This window comes from Fusobacterium perfoetens, assembly GCF_021531475.1.
In the GTDB taxonomy this organism is placed as follows: Bacteria; Fusobacteriota; Fusobacteriia; order Fusobacteriales; family Fusobacteriaceae; genus Fusobacterium_B.
In genome coordinates, this window is record NZ_JADYTX010000022.1 from 1 (window position 1) to 18,884 (window position 18,884).

Annotated in this window: 18 protein-coding genes; all 18 read right to left on the minus strand. The window is 29.0% G+C overall.

Annotated elements, in window-relative coordinates:
* Positions 1-155: 155 nt before the first annotated feature.
* The 18 genes from I6E15_RS06155 to I6E15_RS06240 all read right to left on the minus strand — a co-directional run bounded on the left by I6E15_RS06155 (position 156) and on the right by I6E15_RS06240 (position 18,884).
* A complete protein-coding gene (locus I6E15_RS06155; protein WP_235246992.1) occupies positions 156-629 on the minus strand; it encodes a TlpA family protein disulfide reductase in 474 nt (157 codons plus the stop codon).
* Between the two features lie 16 nt (positions 630-645).
* The gene (locus I6E15_RS06160) at positions 646-1,311 is read right to left on the minus strand and encodes a cytochrome c biogenesis CcdA family protein (RefSeq protein WP_235246993.1); all 666 of its coding nucleotides are present in this window, start codon (positions 1,309-1,311) and stop codon (positions 646-648) included.
* 147 nt (positions 1,312-1,458) lie between these two features.
* On the minus strand, positions 1,459-2,658 hold the full coding sequence (locus I6E15_RS06165) for an FprA family A-type flavoprotein (RefSeq protein ID WP_235246994.1): 1,200 nt from the start codon (positions 2,656-2,658) through the stop codon (positions 1,459-1,461).
* Positions 2,659-2,703: 45 nt separating this feature from the next.
* Entirely contained in the window at positions 2,704-3,612 is a 909-nt protein-coding gene (locus I6E15_RS06170; RefSeq protein ID WP_235246995.1) for a DUF1385 domain-containing protein, read from the minus strand.
* An 8-nt stretch (positions 3,613-3,620) separates the two neighbouring features.
* On the minus strand, positions 3,621-5,147 hold the full coding sequence (locus I6E15_RS06175) for a PP2C family protein-serine/threonine phosphatase (RefSeq protein ID WP_235246996.1): 1,527 nt from the start codon (positions 5,145-5,147) through the stop codon (positions 3,621-3,623).
* A 61-nt stretch (positions 5,148-5,208) separates the two neighbouring features.
* Positions 5,209-6,981 carry an excinuclease ABC subunit UvrC gene (uvrC, locus tag I6E15_RS06180; protein WP_235247015.1) on the minus strand — a complete coding sequence of 591 codons (1,773 nt, stop codon included), beginning with the start codon at positions 6,979-6,981 and terminating at the stop codon, positions 5,209-5,211.
* Complete coding sequence (gene rapZ / locus I6E15_RS06185; RefSeq protein WP_235246997.1) at positions 6,972-7,841, minus strand: RNase adapter RapZ; 870 nt, start codon at positions 7,839-7,841, stop codon at positions 6,972-6,974. Before rapZ ends, uvrC begins: the two co-directional genes overlap by 10 nt.
* A gap of 123 nt (positions 7,842-7,964) precedes the next feature.
* Entirely contained in the window at positions 7,965-8,522 is a 558-nt protein-coding gene (locus I6E15_RS06190) for a hypothetical protein (RefSeq protein WP_235246998.1), read from the minus strand.
* Positions 8,523-8,531: 9 nt separating this feature from the next.
* A complete protein-coding gene (locus I6E15_RS06195; protein WP_235246999.1) occupies positions 8,532-9,278 on the minus strand; it encodes a DUF7695 domain-containing protein in 747 nt (248 codons plus the stop codon).
* 11 nt (positions 9,279-9,289) lie between these two features.
* Positions 9,290-10,063 carry an HAD family hydrolase gene (locus I6E15_RS06200; RefSeq protein WP_235247000.1) on the minus strand — a complete coding sequence of 258 codons (774 nt, stop codon included), beginning with the start codon at positions 10,061-10,063 and terminating at the stop codon, positions 9,290-9,292.
* A 35-nt stretch (positions 10,064-10,098) separates the two neighbouring features.
* Positions 10,099-11,460 carry an MATE family efflux transporter gene (locus I6E15_RS06205; protein WP_235247001.1) on the minus strand — a complete coding sequence of 454 codons (1,362 nt, stop codon included), beginning with the start codon at positions 11,458-11,460 and terminating at the stop codon, positions 10,099-10,101.
* A 214-nt stretch (positions 11,461-11,674) separates the two neighbouring features.
* Positions 11,675-12,664: a class II fructose-bisphosphate aldolase gene (locus I6E15_RS06210; RefSeq protein WP_235247002.1), complete on the minus strand. Its 990-nt coding sequence runs from the start codon at positions 12,662-12,664 to the stop codon at positions 11,675-11,677.
* 66 nt (positions 12,665-12,730) lie between these two features.
* Positions 12,731-12,910 (minus strand): hypothetical protein, encoded by a 180-nt coding sequence (locus tag I6E15_RS06215; protein WP_235247003.1) that lies wholly within the window; start codon positions 12,908-12,910, stop codon positions 12,731-12,733.
* Between the two features lie 283 nt (positions 12,911-13,193).
* Entirely contained in the window at positions 13,194-14,462 is a 1,269-nt protein-coding gene (gene serS / locus I6E15_RS06220; RefSeq protein WP_177161061.1) for a serine--tRNA ligase, read from the minus strand.
* 36 nt (positions 14,463-14,498) lie between these two features.
* On the minus strand, positions 14,499-15,086 hold the full coding sequence (locus I6E15_RS06225; protein WP_235247004.1) for a TIGR03936 family radical SAM-associated protein: 588 nt from the start codon (positions 15,084-15,086) through the stop codon (positions 14,499-14,501).
* A gap of 171 nt (positions 15,087-15,257) precedes the next feature.
* Positions 15,258-16,271: a UDP-3-O-(3-hydroxymyristoyl)glucosamine N-acyltransferase gene (gene lpxD, locus I6E15_RS06230; protein ID WP_235247005.1), complete on the minus strand. Its 1,014-nt coding sequence runs from the start codon at positions 16,269-16,271 to the stop codon at positions 15,258-15,260.
* A gap of 18 nt (positions 16,272-16,289) precedes the next feature.
* Positions 16,290-16,766: an OmpH family outer membrane protein gene (locus I6E15_RS06235; RefSeq protein WP_235247006.1), complete on the minus strand. Its 477-nt coding sequence runs from the start codon at positions 16,764-16,766 to the stop codon at positions 16,290-16,292.
* A 27-nt stretch (positions 16,767-16,793) separates the two neighbouring features.
* Positions 16,794-18,884 carry a BamA/OMP85 family outer membrane protein gene (locus I6E15_RS06240; RefSeq protein ID WP_235247007.1) on the minus strand — a complete coding sequence of 697 codons (2,091 nt, stop codon included), beginning with the start codon at positions 18,882-18,884 and terminating at the stop codon, positions 16,794-16,796.

Sequence of the window (18,884 nt, forward strand, 5' to 3'; positions counted from 1 at the left end):
CCATATAAAGTAAAAATATTAAATTAAACAATTTTTATCATAGAAAGTTAAGATTTACAGAAAACTCTTCACACCCTCTTCTATATAAAATTTATTAATAGTCAAGAGAATTTTTTAATTAATTATACTATTTTTTATATCTTTTATATTATCATCTATTTACTTAATACCTCTTCTATTACTTGTTTTATCTGTTCTTTAGTAAGTCCACCCATAACATAACCGTAGACATTTCCCTCTTTATCTATTACAAAGCTAGTTGGGAAAGCTTGAATAAAATATTTTCTCATTACCTCTGAATTTTCATCTATCAAAGTTGGAAAAGTATATCCTTTATCTTTCAAAAATTTCTTTACTTCATTTTCTTTTTCACTATTTACCCCTAGAATTACCACATCTTTTTTATTTTCTCCAGATTCTTTATAGATATTCTCTATATCAGGCATCTCTTTTTTACAAGGAGGACACCAAGTTGCCCAAAAGTTTAGAAATATAACTTTTCCCTTATAATTTTCTAAAGAATGGACTACTCCATATTGGTCTTTCAGATTAAAATCTGGTGCTTTAGCACTATTTGAAAAACTTACCAATGAAATCATTAAAAATATTATACCTATTATTTTTTTCATTTTACCTCCTTAAATTTTACATTAAATAACCTATTATTTGATTTAATCTATCACTTATTATTAAAATACCTAAGATTATAAGCAAAACTCCCATTATCTTAGTAGTATATTTTATAACTCCCATATTCTCTCTAAAAACTTTTAAAAAGTATGAACTAAATATTCCTGTAAGTAAAAAAGGAATTGTAAATCCTAAAGTATACATCGCCATCAAAGTATATCCTACTTTTATATCTTTTAAAGCTGTTATAGTGAATAAAACACTTGAAAGAGCTGGTCCAATACAAGGTGTCCAAGCAAAACTAAAAGTAAATCCTAGTAAAAAAGCGATTATTGGATTCATAGTATCAATCTCAACAAAAAATTTTCTCTCCTTTTCAAGAGATGAAGATTTTAAAATTCCCAGTTGAAAAAATCCCAAAGTAATTATTAAAATCCCTGATATTTTACTAATTATACTTTTATATTGTTGCAGCCACATTCCAAGAGATGAAAATCCAAGACTTAGAATAAAAAAAGCAAAGGATATTCCAATTGTAAAAAATATTGTATTCACTATTATTCTCTTTCTATTTTGAAGATTTCCTCCAGACAGATAACCAACATATAGGGGGATTACTGGCAGTACACAGGGGGAGAAAAAAGAAAGAACTCCTCCCAAAAAAGTTGATAAATATATCATTTTATCCTCCTTTTTTATAATTTTATACAATCTTAGACTTAGAAAATCAAAATAATTTCTAAATTTTTATATAAAAAAAGAACTACTGCACTTTAGTTTATATTTTGTAAATTTACAGTAGTTCTTTAAATTTTTTATTTAACTAAATTATAAAGTTTTTAATATAGAATCAGCCATATTTTCTATTTCTCTTTCTGATTCTTCGTTAAGTGAAGACATAATTTTTACTTTTTCTTCTAAAACAATCATATTTTTCATTTCTTTGATTATTTTTATCATTTCGTCTCCAGCTTTACAAGCCCAAGTACCATTTTCAATAATTCCAACTATTTTATTTTGAACATTTAGAGCTTTCATATCTTCTAAATAGTTATGCATTATAGGGAAGATTCCCATATTGTATGTTGGAGATGCTAAAACTAAATGGCTATATTTGAAAGTTTCTGCTATTAAAGTTGATACATCAGTTTTTGATACATCATAAACAGCTATATTGTGTAATCCTTTTTCTTTTAATCTGTTTGCAAGTAACATTGCTCCAGCTTCTGTATTTCCATACATTGATGCGTAGCAAATTAAAACTCCGTGTTGTTCAGGTTCGTATTTACTCCATTTGTTATATTTATCTAAAAGTAAACCTAAGTTTGTTCTCCAGATTGGTCCGTGTAATGGACATATCATTTTTATATCTAATGTACTTGCTTTTTTTAGTAATGTTTGAACTTGAACTCCGAATTTACCAACAATATTTGTATAATATTTTCTCATTTCTTCCATAAGTTCTAATTCAATATTGAAGTCATCATCAAATAATCTTCCATATAGGCAACTGAAAGTTCCAAAAGCATCAGCACTGAATAAAGTATTTGTTGTTGTATCAAAACTTACTAAAGCTTCTGGCCAGTGAACCATTGGTGCTCCTACAAATACAAACTCATGTTTACCGAAAGATACTTTATCTCCTTCTTTAACAACAACCATATTATTTTCTTCAATTTTAGCTCCAAATTGTTTCATAAATACGAAAGCTTGTTTAGATGCTACTACTTTTACATTTGGATAAAGTCCTACTACTTCTCCAATCATAGCTCCGTGATCTGGCTCTACATGGTGAACTACTAAGTAATCTAATTCTTTTCCATTTAATATTGCTTTTATTTTTTCTAAAAATTCTTTTCCTTTTGATGCGTCTACTGTATCAAATAAAACGCTCTTTTCGTCTAATAAAAGATAAGAGTTGTAAGAAACACCTTTTTCAATTGGGTGTATATTTTCAAATAACTCTAAACGAATATCATCACTCCCAATATAGTATAAGTCTTCTGTAATTTTTCTTATGTTATACATTCTTCCTCCTAGATATTATATATGTTAAATTTTTTGTAACCCCTTTTATTTTGTTTCTGTGGCATTATTAACTTCTAACCCCAGTGCCACTTTCATAGCAACGATTGCTACCTCAAGTTGTTTTAAGTCTGGCTCTTTTGTTGTTAATTTTTGTAAAGCAAGACCTGGTGTTGCAAGTAATTTTATAAATAAATTATCTAAATGTTTACTAGAAAATCTTTGAAACTCATACGAAAGTCCAGCAATCAATGGCATTAAAGCCACTCTTAACACTACTCTTAAAATTACTCTCATATATAAAGTTTCTGGTGTTGGTAGTAGATAATCTATCAAACTAAAAACAATTATCGCTATAAGCATAACTGTTAAAAGAAAACTTGTTCCACATCTTGGGTGTAGTGTTGTAAATTCTTTTGCATTTTCTGGAGTAAGTTCCTTATCATTTTCATAAGCATAGATTGTTTTATGCTCAGCTCCGTGATATTCAAAAACTCTTTTTATATCCTTTGAAAAAGAGATTGCCCAAATATATACCAAGAAAAATACAAGTCTTAAAACACCCTCTAATATATTTGTATAGGCCTTATTTCCAGCAAATAAAAAACTACTTATAAGAGATGGAAGAACTATAAAAAGTCCTATTCCAAGTCCTAAAGAAAAAACTGTAGTCATTATAGCCTCTTTATTTGTAAGTTGTTCCTCTTCATTTTCTTCACTTTCATTAACAGAAAAAGTTAACTCTTTCATTCCTATTACCAAAGAATCAAACAAAACAACAGCTCCTCTTACAAAAGGAATTTGAGATATTTTTTTTCTGTTCTCAGAGATATAAGTTTTTTTATACACTATATCTCCGTTTGGTCTTCTCACTGCAGTAGCCACTAAAGAGCCATTTCTCATCATAACTCCCTCTATTACAGCTTGTCCACCTACGCTTGTACATTTTTTTTCCATATCTTCTCCTATATTTCCATTGCATCTTCAGTATTTTTTATAATAACGAAAGTTAAATCGTCAACCTGTTGATATCCTTTTCTAAAACTATTAATTTCGTCAAGGATAACATCTTTTATTTGGTCAGGTTCTTTATCTTTATTATCATAGATTACTTTTTTAAGTCTTTCTATTCCAAATAATTCTTTTTCGTGATTTTCTGTTTCTGTAATACCATCTGTATAGTAAATAACTACGTCACCTTTATCAAGTTTTACTTGTCCCTCTTTATAGTTATAACTATCTAAAAATCCTATTGCCACTCCCTTTGTTGTATGAAGTTCTATCTCGTCAGTTTTTGCTCTATACACTATAAGTGGATTGTGACCTGCATTTGAATAAGTTAAAACTTTAGTTTTATAGTTAAAGTTACTGTGTAGCATTGTTATAAACATATCTTCTGTTATATCTGGATAGATAATTTTATTAAGATTTTTTAAAGTTGCAGAGGGAGAAAGTTTTTGTATCTCCAAAGTTTTCATTATAGAACGACCTAACGCCATAAGAAAAGCTGCAGGAACTCCCTTTCCACTTACATCAGCTATTGTAATTGAGAAGTTTTCATCATCAATTTTTGAATAGTCGTAGTAATCTCCTCCAACCTCTTTGGCAGGGTCAAAATATTTTGCCACTTGTAATCCAAATATATCTGTAATTTTTTCTGGTAAGATTTTTTTTTGGATTCTTGATGCCACTTCTAATTCTTGAGATATTCTCTCTTTTACTCTTAAATCTGCATACATTTTAGCATTATTTATAGAAATCGCAACCTGTATTCCAAGAGCTGAAATAGTTTCCTCATCATTTGAAGTAAATCTATCTTTATCCTCTATTATATATATTACTCCAAACTCTTTTTCTTTTATAAGTAACGGAGAAACTATTATTATTTCATCCTCTTTTATCTTAAATTCTTTTTTTAATTCTTCATATACTCTTTTATAATCACTATATGTAAATTCTTTTAAAACATTTTCTGGAAAACTTATCTCTCCTTTAAAATGTACATCTCCCCTTGTTTTTTTATTGGTTAATTTTCCATTTTCCCAAAGATAAAGAGATATTTTTTTTGCTCCAGTAAGTACGAAGTACGCATCTAATATTATATTTATAATATGGTCTAAATCCATAATAGATAGTACTGTCCTTGAAAGAGCATTTATATTAGAAAGACTTGTTACCTTAGCTTCTAAGCTTTGATTTGAATATTCTAGTTTCTTAGATTTTTCAAGTAAAGTATTATAAGTAACTTCTAATTCTTTTCTGTACTCTCTAAGTTCTATGATAGAATTATCCAATTCCAAATCTTGTTTTATTATTTTGTGTAGAGTTGCCATATATTCTTCTTTTAATTCAGCAGGAATTTTTTCATAAATCTTTTTTTCTTTAAGACTTCTTAATATTTTTTCTATATTTTTTTTATTTTCTTTTTCTTGTACTTTTAAGAAAAATATAAATATTCCTACTAAAACTAATATAGTTAAATAAATTAACATTTCTTCCCCCAAACTATTTTTATTTCCAAGATATATTATACCAAAAAAATCAACTTTTGTGTTATTTTTTTAATTTTTCTAGTAATTCTATAGCTACTTTTTCAGGTAATATATTTTTTAGTTCATTTACTGTCAATTCTTTTATTTTTTTTACACTCCCATAACGCTTTAAAAGTTCAGTTTTTCTTACTTCTCCGATACCTTTTATTCCGTCTAGCTCACTTGTAAGAACTCTTTTACTTCTAAGTTTTCTATGATAAGTAACTCCAAATCTATGGGTTTCATCTCTTACTCTTATAAGAATTTTTAAAGCCTCATCAGAATGAGAAAGTCTATAAGGTTCTTCCTCTCCATACTTAAAGATTAACTCCTCTTTTTCTGCAAGACTTAGAAGATCAGCTATTCCAAACTTTCCGATTTTTTTTAAAATCTCTCCAGCTGAATTTATTTGCCCAATTCCTCCGTCTATCAAAATAATATCAGGAAATTCACTCTCTTTAAGTTTTGAATATCTTCTTTCGATAACCTCTCTCATCATTGAAAAGTCATCTGGAGTATCTTTACAAGTTATTTTAAATTTTCTATAATCTTTTTTTGAGGCTCTTCCCTCAACTGACACAGCCATAGATGCCACAGGGTTAGTTCCTTGAGTATTAGAAATATCAAAACACTCAATTTTTCTTGGATAATTTTTAAGATTTAAAATTCTATAAAGTCTATCCATTCCCTCTTCTATGACAGTTTTTTTATTATAATAATCTACCACATCTTTATTTATATTAAGATATGCCATATCTAAAAGTTTTTTTCTTCTTCCATCTATTTTAGGATAGTGAGTATAAATAACTTGACCTTTTTTTATTTTAAGCCACTCTTTTATTAACTCATCACTTTCCTCATACTCAGATTGAAAGATTATATTTTTAGGAATTGGGTGCTTTGAATAAAACTCCCTTACAACATCTTGAAAAATATCTCCATATAGTTTATCTTTTAATTTTATAACAATGGAGGTTTTCCCTAAAATTTTTCCCTCACGCATATTAAGGACACAAAGGAAAAGTTTTTCTCCATCTATCACAAAGGCAAAAACATCCTCATCTATATCCCGTCCATACTCTGTTACTTGATTATTAACTATATCTTTTATTTCGCTTTGTTGGTTTCTGTATAAAATCGCCTCTTCAAATCTCATCTCTTCTGAGGCAAGTTTCATTTTTTTCTCAAGAAGTTTTATTACATTTTCTCCATTTCCTTTAAGAATTTTTATAACATTATCAATATTTTCCTTATATTCTTTTTGAATATCTTTAAATTTACAAGGTCCATCACACATCTTCATATAATATTTAAGGCAAGGTCTTGATGCAACCTTATCCATATCCTTATTACAGTCTCTTATTTTAAAAAGCTTAACCAATACTTTTTTTAGATTCCAAGCTCCCTGTGGATATGGTCCAAAATAATCTCCAGTTTTGGTATCAAGAGCCTTTGTAGTTCTTACAATACTTATCTTTGGAAAAATCTCCTTTGAGATTTTAATATATGGATAAGTTTTTTCATCTTTAAGAAGAATATTATACTTAGGTGTATATTTTTTTATAAGGTTATTTTCTAGGACAAAAGCGTCAATTTCACTATTACAAATGATAGTTTCGATATCTTCGATATTTTTTACAAGATTTTTTGTTTTTTCATCTTCGTGTTCCCTAAAAAAATATGAATAAATTCTTCTCTTTAGGTTTTTAGCCTTTCCTACATATATAACCTTTCCACTATTTTTCATCAAATAAACCCCAGGCAGTTCTGGGATATTATATTTTTTTATGTCCAGTGTGATTTATCTCCTTCTCTATGTTTTTTCAATACTTTTATTTTTTTATTATTTCCTAAATCTTCAGCAAGTCTATTTACAAAAGCCACTGATCTATGTTGACCACCACTACAACCAATTCCTATTGAAAGATGTTGTTTATTGTCTTTTTTATAAAGTGGCAACATAAATTTTACCATATCATAGATTTTTTGATACAACTTTTCAGATTCTTCAAATCCCATTACATATTCATAAACCTCTTTATCATTTCCTGTTTTATTTTTTAATTCATCTATATAATATGGATTTGGCAAAACTCTTACATCAAATATCAAATCTTTATCAATAGGTATTCCATACTTAAATCCAAAAGATTCTATATGAACACTTATTCTTGAGGCATCACTATTATTTATTATATTTAGTATTTCCTCTCTCAATTCTTTTGTATTAGTTTCACTTGTATCTATCACATAAGTTGATTTATCTTTCATTTCAGACATAAACAATTTTTCTTTTTGGATACTTTCTAGCAAAGTATTTCCTCTCACTGGATGTCTTCTTCTTGTCAAATTATATCTTTTCAAAAGAGCCTCATCTGATGAATCTAGATATATTATCTCAAAATCTACATTGATATCTTTTAAACAATTATATATCATGGCAAATTCTTCTGAAGTATGTATTGTTCTATTATCTATTCCTAAAGCCAATTTATCAATCTTCAAAGTTGAATCTTCTTTATTTAAGTTTTGTAATAAAAAAACTACCATTGAACATAATAAGTTATCCATAGTAACATAACCAGAATCTTCTAATATATTCAGTGCTGTGGTTTTTCCTGCTCCACTTATTCCTGTCACTATTATTATCTTCATAAATTCCTCCAACTTTATTTTGACTTTGACTAATTTTGTCATTGAACTATTATATCACTTTTAAATCTAAATAAAAATCTTTTTCTTAAATAATTTTATAATAACTTTAATATTTTTAATAAGTTATTTCTCAAATCTCTCTAATTCTTTTCTTGACACTTGGATTACGCTTTCTTTTACTTTTTCCCATTCAATAGGTATATAATCAAGTCTTTCTGTACTAACACACATACTACGACTGCTAATATCTCTATAGCTTGGATTATTATGAACGTGTCCAAAAATATTTACCCACACAGTTCTCTCATTTACAAACATAGGCTCGTGACTTATTATCCAAAAGTTATCTTTAACTATTGGGTATCTGTAAATATTAATATTTTTTGAGTGATCTCTCATTATCTCAAGTAAATCTTCTGTATCATGATTTCCTACCACAAGTTCTAATGTATGAAAGTTAAGTCTTCCTAAAATATTTTCTACATACTCTTTTTGATTTTCTCTAGGAAGTCTTATAAAATCCCCAGCCACTATTATATCATCATCTTTTGATACGACAGAGTTCCATTTTTCTATCATAAAACTATCCATTTCTTTTACACTTTCAAAATCTCTACCAATAGAAGTGATTATTGAGGAATCTCCAAAATGTGTATCTGCTATTATAAAAGTTTTTCTCATTCTTCCCCCTTAGAATATCTCTACCATCTCATCTTTTCTTATGATTCCCCTTCTTTCTAGACAATCATTTAAAAATATAGTTATTATAGTTTTTTGAGGATAGATTTTATAAATCTTATGCCCTAAAACCTTTATTTTTGAAAAAACTTTTTCTTTTGGTAAATTATAATAGATTTTTTCTTGCTCTCTTATGAATATTCCCACCATTTTTCTATATTCTGTAAAGAAAGGAAGATTTAATTTTTCTGCCATATCATTTAAAAGAACAGGGCTAAATTTAAAATTATTTTTTCCCATAGCCTCATATATAATATTTGCGTCAATTCTCTCTAAAGAACTTATTTTATAAGCTCTCTCCATATAATCTTTTATATCATATGCAGTTAATTTTTCTGACATAGGTAATCTTTCAGGATACATCATAGACATTACTTCTTCTAAGTCTGGTCTTCTTCCCTCTTCATTTATTTTTTTTATTTTTTCAAAAATATCTTTTGTTAATATTCTTATTTCATATTCAAAATCTAATTCTTTTAAAAGGTCAGCTCTTGAAAGATTAAGATCAATAGACTCTTTTTTTATATCTTCTAGTGAATAACCTCCTCCGAATCCAATTCTTTCGTAGGTCAAAACACTATTTTTTACATCTCCACCGTCAATAAAAACAGTCCCACAGCTACAAGGGTGGTAATCGTGTCCACTTCTTGAAAAAATAAAATCCCCACATTTAGGGCAGATAACTCCTTTTATTATCATTTTTCCTCCAATTATAAATTAAAATATTTTTCTATGTATTTTGCTACTCCCTCTTCCATATTTGGAGTTGCTATATTTTTAACTTCTTTTTTTAGTACCTCTTGAGCATTTTCCATTGCCACTGGATAACCAACTTTTCTAAGCATTGCAAGATCGTTTTCTCCATCTCCAAATGCCATAATCTCATCACAAGGAATATTTAAAAGTTTTCCAATAACTTCTACTCCCTCTCCCTTGCTACAACCACTAGGAACTATATCCACACATTCGGGATCAGATATTGTTATCTCCACTATATCTTTATATTTATCTCTTAAAAATTTTGCAATTTTCAAAATATTTTCTGGTTCTTCAACAATAATTATTTTGCTAAGCTCTGGTACATCTTCTAATTTTTCTAAAGGTTTTTCTTTAAAGTTTTTTCTTTTTATATAATTTAAATCATCTTTATCAAAATAAAAATTTTCATCATCAAAAGCACTAAAAAATAGCCCTTGCCCTCTTATAGTTTTTAAAAGATCTATACTCAAATCTTTGTTTATAGTTTTTCTATATATACAATTTCCATCTTTATCATAAATATTTGCACCGTTGTTACAGATTGCATAAACTTTTCTGTCTATTTTTTTTATCAAAAATTCTATTCCTTGTCTACCTCTCCCACTGGCAATAACAAATTCTACTCCACTATCTATCAATTTTCTCACTACATCTATTGTGTAATCTCCTACATTACTATGACCTTGAAGAAGTGTCCCATCTAAATCTGACACTACAATTCTCATTAAATTACCACCTCATCTTGTAATATTTCTTCACTTTATAATTTTTCTTGTTCTATCATCATTTTTCTTACATTTTTCATCTCTTTTGTCATAACGATACTAGCTGTTATTGCAGCTATTGTATCAGATATTGGAAAACTTAAAAGAACTCCCATTACTCCCCATTTTATTGGTAAAATATATGTAAGAGGGATAGTAAGTATTGCTAATCTTAGAGTTATAAGTTTTGTTGTAAGTTTTCCCTTTCCAACTGCTTGGAAATAATTTGAACAAGAAAGATAAATAGCTGTACTCATCATCATTCCCAAATGGATTGGAATAGCTTTTGCTGTATAATTTATAAGTTCTTCATCATTATTTACAAAGAAACCTGCTATACTTCTTGAATTAAATCTTATAACCATAACCAAAAATATAGATAAAAATATTGTCATTCCCATAGAATAAGCAAAAGTTTTTATAACCCGTCTATAATTTTTAGCACCCCAGTTATATGAAAGTATTGGCTGACGTCCTTGATTTAAACCAAGATAACTTGTATTTAAAAAGTTTCTAACTATTGTCATTATTCCCATACCAGCAAGAGCCAACTCTCCTCCATATTTTATAAGCCGAGTATTTATAGAATAAGCATAAACTCCGTTTAATGACTGGTTAAAAAATCCTGATATTCCTATTGATAAAACCTCTTTTATTATTTTTATATCAAGTTTTATTTTCTCTATCTCTAATTTTAAAAGTTTACCTCTTAAAAAATAAACTATCAAAAATATTCCAGGAATTACATTGGAAATTGTTGTGGCTAGTGCTGCCCCTTTCATTCCATATCCCATTTTTACAACCCACATATAATCAAGTATCATATTTGCAACAGCTGAAGTAAAATTTGTCATCATAGAAAGCATTGGTTGACCGTCAGTCCTTAAAAAAGCACAAAGAGCCAATATAAGAATCTGAAATGTCATAGAGGGAAAAAAATATTTACAATAATCAATTACATATTGGATATTATTTTTGGTAGCTCCTAAAAATAAAACTATTGGCTCCATAAAAATAATACCAAAAATTGTAAATACAAGACCTATTATAACTAAACATAAAAAAGATGAGCCTAAAACTTTTTTAGCATTGTCAATCTCTTGACGCCCCATATATATTCCTGATAAAGCTCCACCACCTATTGCAAATAACGTCCCACAAGCATTTAAAAGCATAATAAGTGGAAAAATTGTGGCTATTGCAGCAATCCCATTTCTTCCTACTGCTTTTCCTATATAATATCTATCAGTTATGTTGTAAATTATAGTTGTAAGACTTGCTAGTGTAGCTGGAACTGAAAATTTTATTAAAAGTTTTATAATATTTCCCTGTCTAAACTCTAACTCCTGTTTTGTCATAATTCGCCCCCTACTTATGCACAAAATTTTTACTTTCACTCCTTAATATTATATCACATTATTACCCCTCTCTCAATAGAAAAGACTGGTTTCCCAGCCTTTTACTTTTTATATTTTAGTTTAATTTAGAAGTAAATCTACATTTTGAAAAATTATTAGAAAAAAGCAAGAAGTAACATTCTTCTTGCTTTAAAAACATAATTTTTAATTTTAACTATTTTACAACTTTAGTTGCTTTTGTATATCTTCCTTCAGAACCAAATACGTCAACTATTTTAGTTTTGTAGTAAGCTTTCATTTCTTCTTTAGCTGGTCCTAAGTATTTTCTTAAGTCGAATTCTCCTGGTTTTGTGAATAAAGCTTTTCTTAATCCACCAGTGAATGCTAATCTTCCGTCAGTATCAACGTTGATTTTTGCAACAGCTGATTGAGTAGCTTTTCTTAATTCAGAATCAGGGATTCCGATAGCGTCTTTTATTGTTCCACCATATTCTTTTATCATTTCAACATATTGTCCTGGAACTGCTGAAGATCCGTGTAATACGATAGGGAATCCTGGGATTCTTCTTTCAATTTCAGCTAATATGTCTAGTCTTAATTTAGGGTCATCTCCTGGTTTGAATTTGTGAGCTCCGTGAGAAGTTCCGATAGCGATTGCTAAAGAGTCAACTCCTGAACCTTTTACGAATGCTTCAACTTCATCAGGGTTTGTGTAGATATGTTCAGCAGCTTTAACATCATCTTCGATTCCTGCTAAAACTCCAAGTTCAGCTTCAACAGTAACGTCGAATTGGTGAGCATACTCAACAACTTTTTTAGCTTCTGCTACGTTTTCATCAAATGGGAAGTGAGATCCATCGATCATAACAGAAGAGAATCCTGCATCTATACATTTTTTAGCTACTTCAAAGCTTGGTCCGTGGTCTAAGTGTAAAGCTACTGGTATATCTGAACCTGCAAGTCTTGCATAATCAACAGCTGCTTTAGCTAACATTGGAACCATATATGAACCCATATATTCCATAGCACCTTTTGAACATTGTAATATAACTGGAGAACCCATTTCAGCACAAGCTTCTACTATTGCCATAACTTGTTCCATGTTGTTGAAGTTAAATGCTGGAACTGCGTATCCCTCTTCGTTTGCTTTTCTAAACATCTCTCTTGTGTTAGAAAGACCTAAGTCTTTATAATTATAAGACATTTTTATTCCTCCTTCATAGTTTTATTATTTATTCAATTCTATCAAATATAAATCATAAAAGCAATATTAAATATCATCTAATTTTATAGATGTCAAAATATGCCTTAAAAATGATTTAATTTTTAACCTTTTTTTAAATAATACAAATACCTCTGGTACAAGTTCGACCACATTTTCTATTACTTTTTTATATCTTCCAAGTTTATTAAATAATACACTATCTCCTTTTATTAACCATGACACCATAATGAAATTCATTATCCTTACAAAGTTAGATAAAAAATTTATTAAAGCCTCTTTGGTTAAATATACTCCAAAAATTTTTAATATGACTTCTCCCTCTTGACCTGAAAAAACATACATAAAAAATGTCAGAAAGTATATATATATTAGGATTTTTAATTTTTTTATATTCTTTAAAAGATTTTTATTTAGAAATATATTAAGAGCAATCAATAAAATAAAAATTGCTCCTAATACTTTTAAATTACTATTTATTATATTTACAATTAGTAACAGTAACGAGATACTATTTAACAACTGTTATTCCTTTCATATAAGGAACTAGTGCTTCTGGAATTAAGAATGATCCATCTTCTTGTTGATAGTTTTCCATTATAGCCACTAATGTTCTTCCTACTGCAAGTCCAGATCCATTTAATGTGTGAACAAATTCACTTTTGTTGCTTCCATTTGGTCTGTATTTAAGTCCCATTCTTCTAGCTTGGAAATCTTCACAGTTTGAACAAGAAGAAATTTCTCTATATTTATTTTGAGATGGTAACCATACTTCTAAGTCATAAGTTTTTGCAGCACTGAATCCGATATCTCCTGTACAAAGAGAGATTACTCTATATGGTAATCCTAATCTTTGTAATATTTCTTCAGCATTTACAACCATTTTTTCTAATTCATCATAAGATGTTTCTGGAGTAGCAAGTTTTACCATTTCTACTTTGTTAAATTGGTGAACTCTTATTATTCCTTTAACGTCTTTACCATAAGATCCAGCTTCTTTTCTGAAACAAGGTGAGTAAGCTGTATAATATTTAGGTAAATCTTTTTCATCTAAGATTTCTTTTCTATGGATATTTGTCATAGTGATTTCAGAAGTTGAGATTAAGAACATATCATTGTCTGTTCTATACATATCTTCTTCAAATTTTGGTAATTGTCCAGTTCCTTCACAGATTTCTCTGTTTACTAAGAATGGAGTGATGTGTTCAGTATATCCTTGTTCGTCAACGTGCATATCAAGCATAAAGTTGATTAGAGCTCTTTCAAGTCTTGCTCCTAGACCTCTGTATAATACAAATCTTGATCCAGATAATTTAGATCCTCTTTCAAAGTCTAATACTCCTAATTTTTCTCCAATTTCCCAGTGAGGTTTTGGTTCAAAAGTAAATTCTCTTGGAGTTCCCCATCTTCTGATTTCAACGTTTTCATCTTCATCTTTACCGATTGGAGTTGTTTCGTGATATTTGTTAGGAATTGTCATTTGAATATATTTTATTTTTTCATCAACAGCTGCTAATTTTTCATCTAACTCTTTTATTTTAGCTGAAACTTCTCCCATTTCTTTTATAAGAGCAGTAGCGTCTTCTTTAGCTTTTTTAAGTCTTGCAATTTCTTGAGATTCAGTATTTCTTTTATTTTTTAGAGCCTCTACTTCTGATAATATAACTCTTCTTTCCTCATCTAATTTTGCAAACTCATCTAGTGTTAAATCACTATTTCTGTTTTTTAACATTTCTTCGATAAGTTCTTTGTTTTCACGCATAAATTTTAAATCTAGCATTTCATTTCCTCCCTTAATACTCATCTTTATATAAAATTATTTTTCTACACAAAATCTTTTTATAGCCACATCTTTTATAGCTACTTCACATATATTTAAAAGAGAATTTGGCGACATGTTTTCTATTATTAGATTTATCACATCCCCTTTTCTCTCAAAGAATTTTATTCTTGGTTTTAAATTTTTAGTTTCTACTTTTCCTTTTTTCTCTTTAATAAGTAAAATCTCATCTTGAGACAATAGATTGTATAATTTTTCTAAGGAGGAGGGATCTCCTGTTATCTCATACCTCATCTCTTTGTACTCATCAGCAATGGAAGTTTTTCCATCAATGTCTATTACCTTTGTAAACTCAAATCCTAAGACACTTTTGCTATTAAGCCTTTTCATAAGCTCATCATTAGTCATATCTTCTCTAAGTTCTATATCCATTGGTTCATTAAAAGCCTCTGTTCCTAAAGATATAGGGTTTCCTAAAGATATTTTTGGTCTTGGGTGAAATCCTTGAGAATACTTTATAGGTACTCCACTTCTTCTAAGAAGTCTATCCATTACCCTTAAGAGATCTAGGTGAGAAATATATTTCATATCATCGTACTTATTAAAAAATAATCTCTTTTTCATAATTCCTCTCTCTTTATCTATATTCTTGATTTGTATATTGTACCACGAAATGAAAATTTATTAAATACTTATGTACAATTTTTTTTATTTTTCTAAAAATTCAAAGGAAAATATTTTTTATTTTTTCATAAAAAAATACCCCTTATTAAAAAATAAAGGGTAAAATTTTTATTATTTATTTAGTTTTTCTAATTCTTTTTCCAAAGTTTTTACTCTCTTTAGAAGTTCTGGAAGTTTCTTTAGACTAGCTTTTACTTTCATATCGTCTTTTAATGGAAGAAGTGGGTATCCACCTAAAACTTGGTTTTCTTCCAATATATTTCCTGTAATTCCACCTTTAGCTGCCACAGTAGTTCCACTAGCTATCTTAACATGTCCACCTACTCCTACTTGTCCACCAAAAGTAACATTATCTCCTATCTCTGTACTTCCTGCAATTCCAGCTTGTGAGGCAGCCAAGAAGTTTTTACCGATTATAACATTATGTGCCACTTGAATTAAGTTATCTAGTTTTGAATATTGTTTTATAACAGTATCTCCAATTGCTCCTCTATCAACAGTTGTATTTGCTCCGATTTCTACATCGTCTTCAATTATAACTTTTCCGATTTGCTCAATTTTGATATTATTTCCATTTACTTTAACGAAACCATATCCATCTCCGCCAATAACAACTCCTGGTTGAAGAATTACTCTATCTCCTATCTCACAAAACTCTCTTATAGTTACATTTGGATAAATTATACAATCTTTTCCGATTTTTACTCCCTCGCATATTGTTACATTTGGATAAATTTTTGTATTATCTCCAATCTCTGTATCATGACCGATATAAACATGAGGTGCTACCTCTACATTATTTCCAAGTTTTGCAGAATCCTCAATAGGTTTTTCCATTTTTTTAGTTTCTCTTTTAAAGAATTTTAAAAGAAGTGGCATTAATTTTCTTGGATCTTGTGTAGCTAATAAGTAAGTTTTTCCAAGTTCTGGCAATTCGATACTCGGCACAATTACAACCTTAGCCTTTGTTTCATTTAATTTATGCAAAAATTTTTCATCACTAGCAAATGTTAACTCGTCTTCTTTTGCTTGAAAAAAAGGGGCAAGACCTTTTACACAAAGGTTTTTGTCCCCTTTAATTTCACAACCAAGAAGATTAGCAACATCTAATATTTTATATTCCATTGCTAACCCCCTTTTTTATTATTTAGATTTTTCCATTTCAGCTAAAACTTTTGATGTCATATCTACTCCACCAAATTTTACAGCTCCAGCTTCTAATACATAGTCAGCTTTTTCAGCTTTCGCTACTTTATCAATAGCTTTTTCCATAGTTTTTTCTATTTCAGCCATTCTTGTTGCTCTTTCTTTATTAAGTTTTACTTGAGAATCTTTAACAAATTTTTCTAACATTTTTATTTTATCTTCAAAAGCTTTTTTATCTTTATCAGTTACTTTAGAACCTTTAGCTTTTAATTCTAACTCCATTTTTTGAAGTTCTACTTGTTTTTGTTTTAAAGTATTGTCTAAAGATGAAGTTTGTTTTTTTAGATTTTCTTCCATAGCTTTTGTTTTAGAATATTTAAAGAATAGCTCTTGTGTATTTACTACTCCTATTTTTAATGCTAAAGCTTGTGTTGACATAGCCACTGCTAATGCTACTAATGCTATTTTTTTCACGTTAAAACCTCCATTTTTTTATTTAGACTAGAATGATTGTCCCATATTGAAGTAAAATTCCATTCCAGATCTTCTATCGCTACCTATTGGCCATCCAAAGTCAAATCTTAATGGTCCCATAGGAGTGTTTATTCTAAGTCCTACCCCTGCTGACATAGCAATATCATCTGGGAATTTCTCATCATAACAAATACTGTTAGGAGTTTTATCTCCCATATATCCTTGGTCAATTCCCTTATAGTTCCAAGCTCTTCCGATGTCAAAGAATATTACTCCACCTAATACATCATTAAATCTTGTTCTATTTTCAATATTGATTACAGCTTTTTGAGTACCTTTGAAATCTCCTCCATCAAATCCTCTAAGAGTTGATCCTCCACCAACCCAGTATCTTTGAGATTCTTTTGTTCCATCAGTTTGGATTCCTAAAACTAATCTATATGCAAAAGTATTATCTTTTGTAAATCCTCTGTGATATTTTCTAGCTTCAAAAGTTGTATTAGCGAAGTAGTCAGCTTCCTCACCAGTTGCATATCCAAGTTCTACACCAAATTTATAGAATTCTCCTTTTGTAGGATCGAAACGACTATTTCTTGTATCGTAAGATATTGATGGTGTTAAACTGTAAACCCAATATTTATCATCATAATACTCTTTTTTCTCTGTATCGTTTAATTCAGAGAAATCTAATGGATTTGTTTCCACATACTCAACTTTTCCAGATAGGTTAAGTCTTACATATTTAGAAAGTCCTTTTCCAACATTTACTCTAAATCCTGAAGTTTCTATTTTATTGAAAGCACGGCTGTCGTCATTTTCATATTCATTTCTATATAAGCTCCAACCCCAAGAAATTCTATCAGTATCTTTTATCCAAGGATCTGAGAAGTTTATAGAGAAACTTGTATAGTCTTCGTCAGATTTTTCAAAGTTAAGAGATAAATCTTGTCCTCTTCCTTTCCAGTTTGTTTCTTCTAATGATAACATTCCTAAAAGTCCAAGTTCAGAACCATAAGATACAGCTCCTTGTATTCTTGCTGTTCTATCTTCTTCTATTAATAATACAACAGTTTGACCATCAGGATCCCCAATTATATCTCTTGTTTCATATTTAACATTTTTGATATATCCAAGTCTCATTAAGTTTTTAACTGTTTCGTTATATTCGTTAATGTTGAATATTGTATCTTCGTGAAGTTCAACCTCTCTATCTATTACATATTCTTTTGTTTTTAATAGATTATCAGTTGGTTGTCTTCTTTCTCCTCTTTGTTTTGTTACCATTTTTTTATATTCAATATTTCTAGTGATTCCTTCACTTAGGAATATTTCTACTTCAAAAGAGTTATTTAAAGTAACATCTAAAATTCTTGCTAAAACGTAACCATCATCATTATATTTTTTTAACAATGCAGCTCCGTCAGCCCTTAAGTTATTAGCGTTTAAAACTTGATTTGGTTTAGTTTTAAAATCTAACATTAATTCTTCAGTAGAATAGATTGTATTTCCTATGATATTAACTCCTGTGATAACAGGATTTTCAACAACATGGTATTCTACTACTACTCCATTCCCTTGTTTTTTGATATCTGGTATTACTTGTCTGAATAGTCCTGATTTTCTTAGGTTTTCATAACCTTCAGCTATTCTTTTTTTAGAGTAATATCCTCCAACTTTTACTGGAATATCTTTCATAATCTCTTTTTTAGTAAGATTTGTATTTCCATATATTCTTACATCTTTTATAACGATACTTTTATCTACAATATCTCTTTCAGACATAGGAATAATTCCTTGTTGTGTTAATAATTCTTTTGCGTTAGGCTTTTCTTGAATTTTAACAACTATATTTATTCCACCTTCAGAATATTCTGGATATAGTGCTACTTGTTCCACGTAATCTAATTCTTTTATTTTTTTGTAGTCACTTATCATATTTTCTGTTGAAAAGTTATCTCCAACTTTTTCAGTCATCATATTTACGATAGTGGCTTCGGGAACTTCAACTAGGTTTCTAGTTATTATCTCCTGAATTTTATAATTTGTTTTTTGCTCAGTGTTACCATAAGCAACTAGCATAAAAATAAAGCTCAGCAAGATCATTAATCGCTTTCTCAT